Genomic DNA, 14,643 nt, shown 5'->3' with positions numbered 1-14,643 from the left:
GAATCTCGCGGGAGTGGCCCCAGGCATGCGATTCCTTCTATGCTGAGGCAGCCATCACTCCGCCCGAATCCATTCTAGGTAGCGCTCTATCAATTGAAATTGGCGGAGGTGACATTCATGCGTATCGAAACTGACAAGCGGATCGAAGTCGCTCTGCTGATCTACCCGGATTGCCAGATGGCGGCCATCCACGGCCTGACCGATTTGTTCCGGATCGCGAATGAATGGGCTGCGTATCCTCACGAGGATGACCGGCGGTGCTTCATCCGGGTGACGCATTGGCAATGGAACCCGCAATCGGGCCGCATGGAATGTTGCTGGGACAGCGATCCCGGCGATGTGAACGCCCCTGGCTTCGTGATCTCGCCGCCGAGCGTGGCGATGCCTGAGCGCATGTCCGCGATGGCAAACGAGGCGCAGTGGCTAAAAACGCTCCATTCAGGCGGCACGATCATGTGCTCCGTCTGCGCGGGTGCTTTCGTGCTTGCCCAGACCGGCCTGCTTGCACGGCGACGGGTCACGACGCACTGGGCGTTCGCGGGCCTGCTTGCCGGCACCTACACCGACGTCCAGGTGACCACCGAGAACGTCGTCATCGATGATGGCGACGTCATTACGTCAGGCGCGATCCTTGCGTGGAATGATCTGGGCCTGTTGATCGTCGATCGCACGATGGGCTCCAGCGTGATGTTGGCAACGGCACGCTTCATGCTCAGTGACGGAATCCGGCAGGACCAGCGGCCACTGCAGGGATTCCTGCCAAAGCTGGATCACGATGACGCAGCGCTGCTGGCTGTCCAGCGATCCATCCTTGCCGAACCCGGATTGCGCCACACGGTCAGTACCCTGGCTGAGCGTGCCCACCTGACCGAAAGAACATTCATCCGGCGATTCCAGAAGGCCACGGGACTCAATCCGGCTGACTACATCCGGCAGGTCAGGATGGCCAAGGCCAGGGACGCGCTGCAGCTCGGCGATATCCCTGTTGCACAACTGGCCTCGACATTGGGATACGACGATGTGAGCGCATTCCGCAAGGCATTCCAGAGCATCGTTGGCATGTCCCCTTCGGCCTACCGGGATCATTTCCGGATCAGGCGGCGCGCACAGCGATGAATTTCACCCGCGCCGCCCCCTGCCATCAATGCTGTACCGCCCAGCCCCAGTGCAGGCCAGCAGCAGGAAGCCACCGGCCAGCCCCAGGTTCTTCAGGAACATGATCTGCTGGGTCTGGTCGGCGAAGTTGTGGTGGAAGATGAAGGCGGTGACCAGGCTGAAACCCACCAGCACGACCGACACCAGCCGGGTCTGGAAGCCCAGCAGGATGCACAGGCCGCTGCCGATCTCGAAGGCGATGGTGGGCCACAGCAGGATGCCGGGTACCCCCATGGCTTCCATGTAGCCCTGGGTACCGTTGAGGTCGCCGAGCTTGCCGATGCCGGATACCAGGAACAGTGCCATCAGCAGTATGCGCGCAAGCAGGTAGGCGAGCGAATGCGGTGAGTTGCTCACGTCGGGTTCCTCGGAGATGGCTGGCGAAGGCGATCGGAGCCCACCGGCAGTGAAGCCCGTGTCTACGTACCGGGCAAGGCGCCTTGACAGCTGGCCGCCCGCAGGAGACCTTTCCACCATGACGATCGATATTGAATCGCTCAGCCTTCGGGAGCTGGGCGCCTTGGTGGTTGCCGCTGAACAGCGGAAACAGCTCATTTCCAGCCGCCGCCCGGCCAGCGCGGTGCGGCGGATGTTGAAGGCCGCCGCGGCGGAGGCCGGTTACACCCTCGAAGAACTCTTCGGTGGCGAAGCCTCGGAAACACCTGCGCCCGCCCGCAAGCCCGCCCGCCGGAAATCCGGCAAAGTCGCGCCCAAGTATCGCGACCCGGAATACAAGCGCCTGACCTGGACCGGTCGCGGACGCATGCCGCGCTGGTTGGCGTCCAAGGTGTCGATGGGCCACAAGGCGACCGATTTCCTGATTCCTGGCTTGGCCAGGCCGACCGCTGGCAAGACCAGCACCATCGGCAAGCGGACCGTCATCAAGAAGGGATGAGGCTGCGGCACTGCTACCCTGCCCGGGTCTTTCAACCAAGGAGCACGGGATGGCACACGAGGGTGGCATGACGATCACGCCGAAAGTCCTGTACACAGCCGCAGGCGCGGCCGTGCTGGTCAGCCTGCTGGCCTGGGCGGTGGAATGGAGCGGGATGGCCTATGTCTGCCCGTACTGCCGCGTGCAGCGCACGGTCATCGGCGTGCTGGGTGTGCTGACGCTGTTCGCGCGACCGGGCGGCCTCATCGTGCCGTGGTTGTCGTACACCGCGGGTGGCTTCGCGTTCATGGTCGCGGCGATGCAGCACTTCAACGGCTGGAAGCGCATTTCCGCCGGAGATTTCAGCTTCAACGCGCAGTGGTATATCGACCCGTGGCTGCTGTCAGGTTGCGCGATGCTGATCCTGGTGGCGCAGCTGATGCTGGTGCAGGCCGCATGTCGGCGTAGTCTGCACTGAAGCCTGCCCAAGGGCGTAGCGTCAGGCGTTCTGGAACACCGCCAGCTGCGCAGCAAACGCACGCTGGTAGGCGGGGCGCTGCGTTGCACGGCCCACATAGGCCACCACCTGCGGGTACTCATCGAGGAGGCCGCTGCTCTTCAGGCGCAGCAGCACCGAAACCATCATCAGGTCGCCGGCGCTGAACTCGCCCTCCAGCCACAACGCCGATCCCAACCAGGCGGACAGCTGCGCCAGCCGCATACGCACACGCTCATCGAGCATCGGCAGGCGCTGCGCATACCAGGGCTGTTCGCGCTCCAGCACCCAGGCCATCGAGCGCTCGACGATGGGCGGCTCCACCGTATTCAATGCAGCGAACACCCACATGATCGCGCGCATGCGTGCATCTGGATCAGCAGGAAGCAGGCCGGCATGCTGCTCGGCCAGGTACAGCACGATCGCGCCGGATTCGAACAGGACCTGGCCGCCGTCCTGCCAGGTGGGGATCTGCCCGAAGGGGTTGCGGGCCAGGTGCGCGGGCTGCTTCAGCTCGGCAAAGCCGAGCAGCTGCACGTTGTAGGGCACGCCCAGCTCCTCCAGCGCCCAGCGCACGCGCATGTCACGGGCCAGGCCCTGGCCGCGGTCCGGGGAAGTAGCGAAGGCGGTGAGGATCGGGCACATCGTGGCACTCCTGCAGGTCGAAGGGCCTGCCTTTCCTGTTCCGACGAACGACGGGGCGGGAAATCGACACCCTTCCCGGGACGGCGGGCGATACACTGCCCCCCACCCACCACTCCTGTGCCTCCTCATGTGGCAGCGCCGCACTTCCCTGGCCGAACTGCAGCAGCAACGCGATGTGCTGCAGGCTGAGATGGATGCGGACGCCCAGCGATGGGTCTCACAGCTTCCGCCGGATGATCTCGTGGCAGCGCTGATGCCGCAGTCGCGCCGGCTTCAGGAGCTCAATCAGCTGATCCTGCGGGCTACACCACCGCGTGAACTGATGAAGCGCCTGAAGGCGCTTGAGCGCCAGCTGCTCGAACCCGGTACACAGAACGCAGGCGTGCGGAGGGGATTGGAAGATGAACTGCGCGATCTGCACCTCTATTTCAGCAATCCCCGCCGTCGCCCATTGACGGCAAAGGTCATTCTCATCCTGTTCGCCTGCGTTCTGGCCGCCTTGTTCCTGCCGAGGCTGCTTGCGGACCTGCTGATCGCTCTCTAGGCCGCCCTCACCCCGCCCGATGCAGCTTCCGGTACTGATCCGGTGTGCACTGCGCGTGCCGCTTGAACATCTCGGCGAAGGCGCTGACGCCGGAATAGCCCAGCTCCTCGGCGATCCGGCTGATCGGCCGGCGGGTGCACAGCGCCTCGGTGGCGCGCACGAACTTCACCCGTCCACGCCAGTCACCGAGCGACATGCCCAGCTCGCTACGTGCCATGCGCTCCAGCTTGCGCACGCTCATGTGGTGGCGCTGCGCGATTTCGGCAACCGATTCGGCCATCGACAGGTGTTTCTCCATGTACGCCATCACCTGCTTCAGTGCATCGCTGCTGGCGATCGGCAGGAAGCTGGGCAGTACGGCCGCATTGACGATCTGGTCGATCACCACGGCGGCCATGCGCCGCTGGGCCGGGGGCTGCGGATCGGTCACGCCCTGCCGTGCCAGTTCGTGCAGCAGCTCGCGCAGCAGCGGGCTGACTTCCAGTGCACGGCAGCGATCAGGCAAGCGGCGTGACAAGGCCGGCGACAGATAGGCCGAGCGGTAGGCCAGCTGCGAGCGGTTGCGCGAGTAGTGGGCCATTCCCGGTGGAATCCAGATCGCGTAGTGCGGCGGGGACACCATCCATTCGCCGTCGATCTTCATCTCCATCACACCCTGCGCGACGAAGTTGAACTGGCCCCACGGATGGCTGTGCGTCCCCCAGTCCGTGGGCTCCATCGCACCCTGCCGGAAGTAGATCGGACCGGGCAGCTGGCGGAAGGTGGGGATTGGCTCCATCGGTTGCCGCAAGCCGGGGTCGGTGTGGCGCATTTTCGGGATGTCCTCGATATGCGCCAAGCGTACGCTGGGCAATCCCCCACGTACACCCGCGTTCCGTGAACTATCTTTTCCCGATCCTCGCCTGCCTGCTGTGGGGCGCGAACACCATCGTCACCAAGCTCGCCTCGGGCTCGGTCGGCCCCATCGACATCGGCTTCTTCCGCTGGCTGGTCGCGGCGGTGGTCCTGCTGCCGTTCGCGCTGCCACGTCTGCGCGAAAACCTGCCGACCGTGCGCGCCAATCTCGGGCGCTTCCTGGTGCTGGGCTGCCTGGGTGGGGTGATGTACCAGTGCCTGGCCTACTATGCGGCGCACTTCACCTCGGCCACCAACATGGGGGTGATCCAGGCGCTGATTCCGTTGATCGCGCTGGCGCTGTCGCGCGTGTTCATGGGCCATCCGGTGCGAGGCACTTCCATTCTTGGCGCGGTGATCTCCACTGCCGGTGTGGTGGCGGTGGTCTCGCAGGGCGACCTGGCGCGGTTGGCAGCGCAGGGCCTGAACCGCGGCGACGCGATCATGCTGATCGGTGCATTGGCATTCGCCGCCTACAACGTGCTGATGCAGCGCTGGAAGATTCCGCTGTCGGTGCTGGAGTCGCTGTTCCTGCAGGCCACCGCTGCATCGCTGATCCTGTTGCCGGTACAGCTGCTGGTCGGCACCGGGGTGAATAACCTCACGGCGGTCGGCTGCATCGGCTTCGCCGCCGTGTGCGCTTCGATCCTGGCGCCGCTGACCTGGATGACCGGACTGTCACGCCTGGGCGCTGCGCGCGTCTCTGGCTTCTTCAACCTGGTGCCGATCGTGACCGCCGCACTGGCTGTACTGCTGCTGGGAGAATCGCTCAGTGGCTGGGTACTGGGCGGTGGCCTGCTGGCGGTGTCCGGCGTGGTGTTCGCCGAGTACAGCGCCAGGCGCGCTGCTGCAGTGCCGAGCGAGCAGCCCGCATAGGGCTTCGGTCATGCGGGATACGTGTCTCCGCTCAGCGCCTGTTCCACCCGCTGTTGCAGCGCGTCTGCATCATGGCCGCGTTTGCCCTGCAGGCTGAGATACAGCGAAAGAGGGTCCACCACATCGCCAATACTGGTGAATGCCGGCGGATAGGCCCAGATCTGCAGCCGTGCGCTCTGGAGGCAGTCCGGACCGGGCAGGGGAAGTGCGCCCAGCAGGCGCCACGCATCGATGTGCAGTGCGCGGGTGCCACCGATCGGGGGCGGTGACGTTTCAGCAAGCGCGTCGAGGCCTGCCGTCGGCGCCGGATGCCCCGCATCGCGGAGTGCCTCGGCGGTCGGGCCCCAGCAGACATCCACTTCCTTCAGGATGGGGGAACGCAGGAACGGCTGTGCCCTGGCCCAGACCTCGTCGCGGTTGCCGGCCAGCTTCAGGAAGCGCTCGCGGCCACCGGTGGAGCGCTCGACCAGGCCGCGACCGACCAGTTCGGCAGACAGGCGCGACGCCGTCATCGAGGTGTAGCCGGCGACGGCACTGATCTCGCGCGGTGACCACCAGCGCGACTGGCCGCTCAGCAGCACATGGATCAGCACGGCCTGCGCCGAAGGCAGCAGCGAGATGGCCTTCTTCTCATGATCGGGGTCGTCGCGGAACTCAATGGCCAGGCTGGGCGCGAACAACTGAGTGTGCGGGACCACGAAGTCGATGTGGTTCTCGACCAGGAAGCGGCGCTGGGTCGGCGTGAGATAGGGCGAGACGTACAGCACCAGTGCATTCGCTGCAGAGCGCAGGCAGCGCACATCCTGGATAACGCGGGTGCTGGATTCGCCCGGTTCGCGGGCCACGGCGAGCATGGCGGGGGTTTCCCCGTAAAGCATCAGCCCGGCGAGGTGGTAACGCGATGCCATGGCGTGTGGAATGGCATGCGATGAAGCAAGTGGATGCACCGCCGAGGCAAGCCCCGGGAGAATCCTGCGCAGGTACCGCTGCGCGTCAGCGACCAGGTCGGTCAGGCCGGTGCGAACTGCCGTCGTCATCTCGTACTTCCCTTGCGGCGGTACGACCGGAACATCGGAACCCGGCCGCACCTTCACATTCAGTGGTGAACCTGGAGACGGACGTGCAGTGTCGGGGCGCGTGGCAATCCATGCGGTCCTGCTCCTCAGCCGTCATGACATCAGTGTTGCCGGGAACCTTGGAGATTCCGTCGAAGAACAATGGAGATTGGGTGGAGGCGGTGTGCATCGTGGCCGGCGGACTCCCCTTCCGCCGGCCACGAGCACGGACATGCCCGTCAGAAGCGCTGCGAGTACTTCACGTACACGGTGCGGCCGATATCGAAGCCACCGTAGTAGGGGAAGGAGCTGGACGGCTTGGAGAACATGATCGGGCCCTGGTGGTTGAACACGTTGTTCGAACCCAGCGCCACGGTGCCATCCCACGGCAGCTTGTAGCTGACCTGGATGTCGTGGAAGGCATTCGAACCGACCTTGCGCAGGGCATCCGGTTCACCGTAGGCGTAGCGGTCGGGCAGGGTGCAAGGACGGTTCGGTACGCAGTTTTCCACCATGCCGGAGTAGTAGCGCACGGTGTACTGCGTGCTGAAGTTGCCGAGCTGCCAGTTCACGCCCAGGTTCGAGCGCAGGCGGGAAATACCCGGCTGGCCGATCCGGCCCATCATGATCGTATCGCCGGCCGAATTCTGGTTCTGCTCGTCGTACTTGGAGACATAGCTGTTCTGCAGGTCAATGGTGAAGCGGCCGAACGAGAACTCGGGCAGGCGGTAGCGGATGCCCAGGTCCCAGCCTTCGGTTTCCATCGAGCCCAGATTGGCCAGGCCGTAGAACATGCTGGTGATGTGGCCATCGCCAGCGCGCTTGACGCTGCCGCAGCGCGACGCGTTGCCGAGCACGTAGCAGTCACGCAGGATACGGTCGACGCTGTCCTGGATGATCATGTTGGTGATCTTGTAGCTGTACCAGTCGAGGTTGATGTCCAGCCCGTCGACCCAGCGCGGGCTCCAGACCACGCCCACGGTCTTGCTCTTGGACTCTTCCGGGCGCAGCTTCGGATCGGAGCCGGTGGTGAACTCGTCAGGCGTGGCGCACGGATAGCTGGCGCAGGGCTTCAGGCTCTGGTTCAGCTGCTGGTAGCCCAGCGGGACGCCGGCAGCGTTGCAGGCAGCGTTGCCGTTGACGCTGTTGGTGGCGCCGATGCCGCACGGGTCGACATAGGTTTCGAAGCTGGTGCCCAGGCCGCCATACAGATCGGAGATGCTCGGTGCGCGGAAGCCTTCGGCGAAGGTGCCGCGGATCATGAGCTCTTCGATCGGACGCCAGGCGAAGCTCGCCTTGGAATTGGTGGTGCTGCCGAAGTTGCTGTAGTCGGAGTAGCGCGTAGCCAGGTTCACGGTCAGTTCCTTGGCGAACGGCAGGTCGCGCAGGATCGGCACGTTCACTTCAGCGAAGAACTCGTTGAGGCTGTAGTCACCGGCGGTGGTGGAGGCGCCCAGTGCAGTGCTCTGGCGCGACTGGGCGAAGGCATCAGGCACGAAGCGGCCTTCTTCCTTGCGGTACTGGTAGCCTAGCGCGACGGACAGGTCACCGGCGGGCAGTTCAATCACCGGGCCGGAGATGTTGGCGAAGTAACTGCGGGTCTTGGTGATGCCGGTATCGTTGAACGTCGGGAACAAGAAGCGCTGCAGTTCGGGATCGGAGAGAGAGCCAGCCCCCGCGACCCCGAACGGCAGCAAAGGATTCCAGGCCAGGCAACCCGAGACCGGCGATGCCGCCGTGCCACACCGGGCCACACCCTTGGCATCGAGGTAGGAGGGCCCCAATGCCTGCCGGGAAGCGATCAGGCTCATGTCGCCACGGCCTGTTTTTGTAACTTCATTGCGGTTGAACAACGCGCCGACTTCCCAGTCGTACGTCTTGGTGCCCAGCTCGAAGTAGCCGGACAGACTCGGTGCAACCCGCAGCGACTTCAGCTTGCTTTCGGTGGTGCGTGGCACCTCCCACAGGCGGCGATTGAACGCGATGCTGTGGTCGACCGGGTTGAACACACTGGCCGCATCCAGCGGCGTTCCGAACTTGGTGGACTGGTACGGGTAACCCGCGATCTGCTGGTCGGTGGTTCGCTCGTTGTAGCCGATGTCGGCGGTGAACTTGATCTGGTCAGTCAGCGCGTAGTCGGTGCTGAGGAACAGCGAGCGACGCTCGATGCCGGTCTGCAGGTGCATCTGCTCATTGCCATTGGCGAACTCGGCCGGCGTGATCGGGTGGTAGTCGTTGGGGTTCTTCGGATCGCCGCCGCGATTGAGCGTCTTGAACACCGCATCACCGGTGTTGCACTTGTACAGGACGGGGTCGCACCACGAACCATTCTGGCTGATGTTGCTCCAGTCCGCGCCCGGGTAGTTGGGGCCGGCGCCGCCGTATCGGGAGAACTCGCGGTCGCGGGCAAACACCGGGTCTGACTTCTGGTACTCCAGTGCGAGGGTGTATCCGCCCCGCTCCCCACGGGCGCCGGTGACCAACGAGAACGTGCTGTCCTTGCCATCGCCCTGGCTGAACTGCCCGTGCTGCATGGACACTTCCAGGCCTTCATAGTTCTTGCGGGTGATGATGTTGACCACGCCAGCGATTGCATCCGAGCCGTACAGCGAGGAGGCGCCGTCCTTCAGCACGTCGATGCGTTCCACCGCGCTCATCGGAATCTGGCTGAGATCCTGCAGGCCGCTGGTGGTGGCGCCGAGTCGCTTGCCGTTGACCAGCACCAGGGTGCGCGTGGCACCCAGATTGCGGATGTTGACGTAGTAGCCGCCAACGTTCTCGCCGGACGCCAACGCGCGCGCACGCGAGATGGTCGGCGCGCCGGTGGAGGTCAGGTTCTGCAGCAGGTCGGCGATGGTGGTGAAGCCCTGCTGTTCGATCATCGCGCGGGTGATGGCGACGATCGGCTGCTGCGTTTCGATATCGACACTGCGGATGGCCGAGCCGGTCACCTGGATCCGATCCAGGTTCTTCGGTGTCTTGTCGCCGTCATTCTGCGCATGCGCAGCCGGCGACCAGGCGGCGGCCAGGGCTGTGCCCACCGCCAGGGAAAGCAGGGTGTACTTGTGGTGCATTTGGCTCTCTCCAAATCCAGTTGAATGGGTTTCCGCATCGCTGCGTGGAAACCGATCTGAAATCCCGCTGTGCGGAATCGGAAGGAACCTAACACTCCGTTTACAACTCGATTACGTTATGGACGCGTTATCGTCGCGCGCCGGATACAACGTTCATGCACAGGCCATGCACGAAACCGCGACGCGCACCAAGGGCGCTCTGCTTCAGTCTGGCTGCATGCTGATGACAGACTCCAGGAGACATCCGATGAATATCCCCGGCAAACCAAAACCCACGTGGAAGCAGTGGCATGTGCTGTTGCTGGTGCTTGCCATCGCACTGCTGGTGACGCTGATCATCGTCATCGCGCCATGGTGAATCGTCGGCGTTCTGCTCAGGTGCCGTGAACGCGGAAATGCGACGGGATGAAGGAGTCAGGGCGCGTTGAGGGTGGTGATGCATGCATCAATTCGTACTCACCCAATCGGCACATTCAAACCTCCACAGTGGTCCCGAAGGCAACGCACTCGCGCTGTCATTCTCCATAGACCATCGAGCACACAGGAGCGATTCCATGAGCACCCAGTCCACCATCGAACACCGCCTCAACGACCTGATCGAGATTGCCCGTGATGGCAAGTCGTTCTATGAAGAAGCGGCGACCAAGGTAAAGGACGCCGAGCTGTCGGCCCTGTTCACCCGCATTGCCGGCGTCAAGGGCCGCATCGTCGCCGCACTGAGCGGCTCGGTTGCTGCCAGCGGTGGCAAGCCGGCCGAGCACGGCACCGTGGTCGGTTCGATGCAGCAGTTCTATGGCAAGGTCCGCGCCGCATTCGGCGACACCAACTATGGTTACGTGGCCGAGCTGGAAGAGTCCGAAGACCGGCTGCTTGGCGCGTTCAAGGACGTGCTGAAGGACAACGAACTGCCGCCGGCCGTGCGCCAGGAAGTCACCCAGTTGCTGCCTGAAGTGCAGGAGTGCCACAACGTGATGCGTGCGCGCAAGCACGCCATGAAGGCGGCCTGACGATCATCGGCGGCCTTCTCCCCGGGGCCGCCACGGTCGGGGCAGCGTGGCTGCCCCGGCCATCTTTGCAACCAGCGCTCCAACATCATCGCTGCGTGGTGCCACGGCCCAGCAGCAACACCGCAAGGCCGGCCAGCAGCGCGGCGATCGCCGACGTCCACAGTGCACTGGCGAATCCATGGCTGTAGATCGCCTGTGCGAAGGTGGCGGCGCGTGCATCGGCGAAGGTTCCGGTAGCGATCGCATCGGCCATGGGCAGTACGTCGCGCGCGGGAACCGCCGCGGACAGTGCGCTGCGGATGCCCAGGCTCAAGGCACTGGACAGCACGGTGAAACCGAGCAGGATGCCGACAAAGCGCGTGGTCGCGCTGATGCCGGAGGCCATGCCGGCCCGCTCGCGTGGTGCCGCGCCGATGATGGCCTTGGACGTCTCGCCATTGAGGATGCCGCCGCCGGCGCCGATCACCACCATTGCCACGAGTGCCAGCCACGGCAGATGCTGCCACGCAGCCAGTCCGGCCACGGCGTTGCCCGCGGCGGTGACCGACAGCCCGATCGCCAGCACCGCCGGACTGGTCAGATGACGACCGAGCCGCCGGCCCACGCTGGGAAACAGCAGCATCGCCGCAGCGAACGGAAGCATGCCAGCACCGGCAGCCAGTACGCTCAGGCCGATGCCGTTCTGCAGATACTGCGGCAGCATCGATGCCATCACCTGTGCGCTGACCGAATAGCCGACCATGGCAATGAGTGCGCCGACGAAACGCGGACTGGCCAGCAGCCCGAGATCGACCATGGGATGTGACCGTGCCCGTTCAACGATGACGAAGGCAACAGCCATGATGATGGCCAGGCCCAGCCCGCTCAGCGCCGGGGCCGATGACCATCCTTCTGCCAGTCCTTCCACCAGGAAGAACACGATGCCGAAGATGGCAACGCTGAACGTGATGATGCCGGGCGGATCGAGCGGGCGGACCACGCTGCTGGACGACTCGGGTATCCAGCGCAGCGTGCCGTAGCCGAGCAGGGCCAGGAACGGCAGGATCGCGATGAACACCGCGCGCCAGCCCCAGAGCGCGGACAACAGGCCGCCGATCAGCGGTGAGAGCACCATCATCACGCCCATGGCTGTGCCCCAGAACGCCCATGCGGTGTCCTTGGCAGCCCCCTCGTGGTACGTGTGGCCGATGATCGACAGCGAGGGTGCCAGCAGAAAGGCAGCACCAATGCCCTGCAGTGCCCGCGCCAGGTAGAGCAGGGTGGCACCGGGCGCCAGTGCACAGAGCAGAGAGGTGAGGGCGAACAGGCTGATGCCGATCAGCAGCACCCGGCGGCGGCCGTAGCGGTCAGCGACAGCGCCGGCGGGCAGCAGCAGTGAGGTGAAGGACAGGATGTAGGCACTGATCACCCACTCGATATCGGCGAATCCGGCGTGCAGGTCACGCGCGATGCTGGGCAATGCGACCGCGACGGCATTGGTCTCCAGCACGGTCATCGTACAGCCCAGCGAGGCCACCAGCAGGACGGCGTCAGGCAGCGTGTGCCGTGCAGGCGAAGGGGGAGGAGAGGGCGGCACCGGTCACTCGCAGGAAGGGGAGGACGGCCATTCCATCAATGATCGGTGTTTATTTCATTCTCGGTGTTTTCTGGTTACGTTAGCTTGAACCTAACGAAATGCCGCCCATGGAACGCCGTCACCTGGAGTACTTCGTCACCCTGGCCGAGGAGCTGCACTTCGGTCGCGCGGCCCTGCGCCTGGGAATTGCTACTCCCACGCTGAGCGTGCAGATTCAGGACATCGAGCGTCGCCTCGGCACGCGCCTGTTCGACCGCGGCCGGCGGGAGGTGCTGCTGACCTCCGCAGGCGAGGTGTTCCTGGTGGAAGCCCGTGATGTGCTGCGCCGGTTCGAACAGGCCGAAACCATGGGCCGGCGCGCCGGGCGGGGGGAGATCGGCAAGATCGAGATTGGCTACGTCGGCTCGGCGCTGTATGCCGGCGCGTTGCAGGATCAGCTCAGCCGGTTCCGCAGCCGCTACCCGGGCGTGGAACTGCAGGTGAGCGAATGGCCGATGGGCGAGCTCCCGCAGCTGCTGCAGGAAGGACGGGTGGATGTGGTGTTCTGCCGGCCTCCGATGGATGTACCCGACAGTTTCGGCGAACACACCCTGGTCGAAGACCAGTTCTGCGTGGCGCTGCCGGAAACCCATCCGCTGGCGCGGGCCAGGGCGCCGGTACAGCCGGCATCTTTGGCCCGGGAGGGCTTCGTCATGCCGGAGCAGCCGGTGGGTGCAATGGAAGTCGGGCGTCGCGGCGGTTTCATTCCACGTATCCGTTCCCAGCCCGGGCATCTCGCGGCGGTGTTGGCCGAGGTATCGGTCGGCGTCGGTTCGGTGGCGATCGTGCCATCGGTGCTGCAACGCACGCTGGTGCTGCCCGGGATGATCTACCTGCCACTGGCCGGTCCCACCATCGTCTCGACCATCGCTGTGCAGTACCGGCGTGGGGAGACCTCGCCCGTGGTGCGACGGCTGATCGAGCAGGTGAAGGAAACGCCGTGCAGGCGCATCGACATGTTGCCCCTGGCCTGAGCTCCGCCCGGCAGCTGGACGATTGCTACACTTGCGCCACCTGCATTCGCATTCGATGGACACCATGAACAACGGGAACGGTCCGCAGACAGTTCGCTGAGCCGCAACAACGATGCAGACGTTGTTGCGGTGATCACCCCTGCGATGCACGCGAGGTGGATGGATCACCGCCGGATTCACTCTGGGCGGAGATTCCCCATGTTCAATCGTCAGGCCCCGCGTTGGGCCCATACCCTGCCATCGGCCATTGCGCTGATGGCGCCGTTCGACCTCCTGGCCTCGCTGGCCATGGATATCTATCTTCCCGTGGTACCAGTGATGCCGCAGGCATTGCAGACATCACCAGCGGTGGTGCAGCTCACGCTGAGCATCTACCTGCTGGTGCTCGGCCTGGGCCAGTTGCTGTTCGGCCCGTTGTCCGATCGCATCGGGCGGCGGCCGGTGCTGCTGCTGGGTGCATTGCTGTTCATCGTCGCGTCGTTTGCGTTGGCGCTGTCCAGCAGTGGCGGCGCATTCCTGGCCTGGCGCACCGTGCAGGCGGTGGGGGCGTCGGCGGCACTGGTGGCGACCTTTGCCACGGTGCGTGATGTGTATGCCGATACACCCGAAGGCGCGTCGCTGTATGGGCTGTTCGCCTCGATGCTGGCCTTCGTGCCGGCGCTGGGGCCGATGCTGGGTGCGCTGGTGGCCACGGCAGCGGGCTGGCGTGCGATCTTCGTGTTGCTGGGTGTGCTTGGCCTGATCGCCTGGCTGCGCGCGCAGCGCCAGTGGCAGGAAACCCGGCCAGCAGGCAGCAGAGAGGCGCGTCCGGCACTGCGGAGGATGCTTGGCAGTGGCGCCTTCTGGACATACACGCTGGGGTTCAGTGCCGCGATGGGGACGTTCTTTGTGTTCTTCTCGATCGCACCGCGCGTGCTGGTCGGGCGCATGCAGTACTCGTCGATCGCGTTCAGCCTGGCATTCGCAACGGTGGCGCTGATGATGATCATCACCTCGCGCATGGCGAACGTCTTCATCGCACGCTGGAATACGCGCGGAACCTTCGTGCGTGGCCTGTGCGTGATGGTGGCAGGTGGGCTGCTGCTGGCACTCGGTACGGCGTTGCCATTCTCATTCGCCACTGTCGTGCTGCCCATGTGGGGCATTGCCGTAGGGCTGGTGATGGTGGTCTCGGTGGCCGCCAACGGCGCGCTGCGAGACTTCGCCGATGTGTCCGGCATGGCGGTGGCGCTGTATTACGCCGTACAGAGCGTGATCGTAGCCGGCTTCGGGACATTGGCTACCGTGCTGCTGCCGGGGGATACGGTGTGGCCGTTGGTGGCCTATGGCCTGCTGCTGCCACTGGCCAGCCTGATCGCTGTCGCGGCGTGGCCATGCCGCGCATAGCCTTGGGCGGTGGATGAAAAAGGGGGCGGCCCTGAGGCCGCCCCAACC

General features: G+C 64.7%; 14 protein-coding genes. 8 read left to right on the top strand and 6 right to left on the bottom strand.

Annotation, left to right across the window (positions count from 1 at the left end; genetic code table 11):
• Positions 1-117 precede the first annotated feature (117 nt).
• Complete coding sequence (locus tag N5D91_RS12245; RefSeq protein WP_219634896.1) at positions 118-1,116, top strand: helix-turn-helix domain-containing protein; 999 nt, start codon at positions 118-120, stop codon at positions 1,114-1,116.
• Between the two features lie 3 nt (positions 1,117-1,119).
• Here the strand turns inward: N5D91_RS12245 and N5D91_RS12240 are convergent, their stop codons facing one another.
• Complete coding sequence (locus tag N5D91_RS12240; RefSeq protein ID WP_164162163.1) at positions 1,120-1,512, bottom strand: DoxX family protein; 393 nt, start codon at positions 1,510-1,512, stop codon at positions 1,120-1,122.
• A 118-nt stretch (positions 1,513-1,630) separates the two neighbouring features.
• Here N5D91_RS12240 and N5D91_RS12235 point away from each other — a divergent pair, with 118 nt between their 5' ends.
• Both N5D91_RS12235 and N5D91_RS12230 read left to right on the top strand, forming a co-directional pair.
• Positions 1,631-2,050: an H-NS histone family protein gene (locus tag N5D91_RS12235; RefSeq protein WP_049453980.1), complete on the top strand. Its 420-nt coding sequence runs from the start codon at positions 1,631-1,633 to the stop codon at positions 2,048-2,050.
• 49 nt (positions 2,051-2,099) lie between these two features.
• Positions 2,100-2,507, top strand: coding sequence for a hypothetical protein (locus N5D91_RS12230; protein WP_110713854.1), 408 nt, complete (start codon positions 2,100-2,102; stop codon positions 2,505-2,507).
• Positions 2,508-2,528: 21 nt separating this feature from the next.
• Here the strand turns inward: N5D91_RS12230 and N5D91_RS12225 are convergent, their stop codons facing one another.
• Complete coding sequence (locus N5D91_RS12225) at positions 2,529-3,170, bottom strand: glutathione S-transferase family protein (protein ID WP_110713852.1); 642 nt, start codon at positions 3,168-3,170, stop codon at positions 2,529-2,531.
• 127 nt (positions 3,171-3,297) lie between these two features.
• On the opposite strand from N5D91_RS12225, the gene N5D91_RS12220 reads away from it, so the two are divergent.
• Positions 3,298-3,714: a hypothetical protein gene (locus N5D91_RS12220; RefSeq protein ID WP_049461991.1), complete on the top strand. Its 417-nt coding sequence runs from the start codon at positions 3,298-3,300 to the stop codon at positions 3,712-3,714.
• 7 nt (positions 3,715-3,721) lie between these two features.
• On the opposite strand, the gene N5D91_RS12215 is transcribed toward N5D91_RS12220, so the two are convergent.
• Positions 3,722-4,525: a helix-turn-helix transcriptional regulator gene (locus tag N5D91_RS12215; RefSeq protein WP_180853985.1), complete on the bottom strand. Its 804-nt coding sequence runs from the start codon at positions 4,523-4,525 to the stop codon at positions 3,722-3,724.
• 65 nt (positions 4,526-4,590) lie between these two features.
• Between N5D91_RS12215 and N5D91_RS12210 the strand changes: the two genes are divergently transcribed.
• Complete coding sequence (locus N5D91_RS12210) at positions 4,591-5,484, top strand: DMT family transporter (protein ID WP_110713850.1); 894 nt, start codon at positions 4,591-4,593, stop codon at positions 5,482-5,484.
• 8 nt (positions 5,485-5,492) lie between these two features.
• Here the strand turns inward: N5D91_RS12210 and N5D91_RS12205 are convergent, their stop codons facing one another.
• Both N5D91_RS12205 and N5D91_RS12200 read right to left on the bottom strand, forming a co-directional pair.
• Positions 5,493-6,521, bottom strand: coding sequence for a hypothetical protein (locus N5D91_RS12205; RefSeq protein ID WP_110713849.1), 1,029 nt, complete (start codon positions 6,519-6,521; stop codon positions 5,493-5,495).
• Positions 6,522-6,778: 257 nt separating this feature from the next.
• Positions 6,779-9,613 carry a TonB-dependent receptor gene (locus N5D91_RS12200; RefSeq protein WP_180853984.1) on the bottom strand — a complete coding sequence of 945 codons (2,835 nt, stop codon included), beginning with the start codon at positions 9,611-9,613 and terminating at the stop codon, positions 6,779-6,781.
• 554 nt (positions 9,614-10,167) lie between these two features.
• On the opposite strand from N5D91_RS12200, the gene N5D91_RS12195 reads away from it, so the two are divergent.
• A complete protein-coding gene (locus tag N5D91_RS12195; protein WP_005419568.1) occupies positions 10,168-10,620 on the top strand; it encodes a PA2169 family four-helix-bundle protein in 453 nt (150 codons plus the stop codon).
• 85 nt (positions 10,621-10,705) lie between these two features.
• Here N5D91_RS12195 and N5D91_RS12190 read toward each other — a convergent pair whose 3' ends face one another.
• On the bottom strand, positions 10,706-12,115 hold the full coding sequence (locus N5D91_RS12190) for an MFS transporter (RefSeq protein ID WP_180853983.1): 1,410 nt from the start codon (positions 12,113-12,115) through the stop codon (positions 10,706-10,708).
• Positions 12,116-12,303: 188 nt separating this feature from the next.
• Here N5D91_RS12190 and N5D91_RS12185 point away from each other — a divergent pair, with 188 nt between their 5' ends.
• Together N5D91_RS12185 and cml are read left to right on the top strand one after the other, a co-directional pair.
• On the top strand, positions 12,304-13,209 hold the full coding sequence (locus N5D91_RS12185; RefSeq protein ID WP_153854590.1) for a LysR family transcriptional regulator: 906 nt from the start codon (positions 12,304-12,306) through the stop codon (positions 13,207-13,209).
• Positions 13,210-13,407: 198 nt separating this feature from the next.
• Positions 13,408-14,595, top strand: a complete 1,188-nt coding sequence (gene cml / locus N5D91_RS12180) for a CmlA/FloR family chloramphenicol efflux MFS transporter (RefSeq protein ID WP_180853982.1) — start codon at positions 13,408-13,410, stop codon at positions 14,593-14,595.
• The last annotated feature ends 48 nt before the right edge of the window (positions 14,596-14,643 follow it).

It is taken from the genome of Stenotrophomonas sp. GD03794, assembly GCF_029842145.1.
Lineage (GTDB): Bacteria > Pseudomonadota > Gammaproteobacteria > Xanthomonadales > Xanthomonadaceae > Stenotrophomonas > Stenotrophomonas riyadhensis.
This window is presented reverse-complemented; position numbering and strand designations above follow the sequence as displayed.

What these genes read in the sequence shown, in the direction of transcription:
- N5D91_RS12245 (WP_219634896.1), top strand. Translation starts at nt 118, where the DNA reads ATGCGTATCGAAACTGACAAGCGGATCGAAGTCGCTCTGCTGATCTAC.
- N5D91_RS12235 (WP_049453980.1), top strand. Translation starts at nt 1,631, where the DNA reads ATGACGATCGATATTGAATCGCTCAGCCTTCGGGAGCTGGGCGCCTTG.
- N5D91_RS12230 (WP_110713854.1), top strand. Translation starts at nt 2,100, where the DNA reads ATGGCACACGAGGGTGGCATGACGATCACGCCGAAAGTCCTGTACACA.
- N5D91_RS12225 (WP_110713852.1), bottom strand. Translation starts at nt 3,170, where the DNA reads ATGTGCCCGATCCTCACCGCCTTCGCTACTTCCCCGGACCGCGGCCAG.
- N5D91_RS12220 (WP_049461991.1), top strand. Translation starts at nt 3,298, where the DNA reads ATGTGGCAGCGCCGCACTTCCCTGGCCGAACTGCAGCAGCAACGCGAT.
- N5D91_RS12215 (WP_180853985.1), bottom strand. Translation starts at nt 4,525, where the DNA reads ATGCGCCACACCGACCCCGGCTTGCGGCAACCGATGGAGCCAATCCCC.
- N5D91_RS12205 (WP_110713849.1), bottom strand. Translation starts at nt 6,521, where the DNA reads ATGACGACGGCAGTTCGCACCGGCCTGACCGACCTGGTCGCTGACGCG.
- N5D91_RS12200 (WP_180853984.1), bottom strand. Translation starts at nt 9,613, where the DNA reads ATGCACCACAAGTACACCCTGCTTTCCCTGGCGGTGGGCACAGCCCTG.
- N5D91_RS12195 (WP_005419568.1), top strand. Translation starts at nt 10,168, where the DNA reads ATGAGCACCCAGTCCACCATCGAACACCGCCTCAACGACCTGATCGAG.
- N5D91_RS12190 (WP_180853983.1), bottom strand. Translation starts at nt 12,115, where the DNA reads ATGACCGTGCTGGAGACCAATGCCGTCGCGGTCGCATTGCCCAGCATC.
- N5D91_RS12185 (WP_153854590.1), top strand. Translation starts at nt 12,304, where the DNA reads ATGGAACGCCGTCACCTGGAGTACTTCGTCACCCTGGCCGAGGAGCTG.
- cml (WP_180853982.1), top strand. Translation starts at nt 13,408, where the DNA reads ATGTTCAATCGTCAGGCCCCGCGTTGGGCCCATACCCTGCCATCGGCC.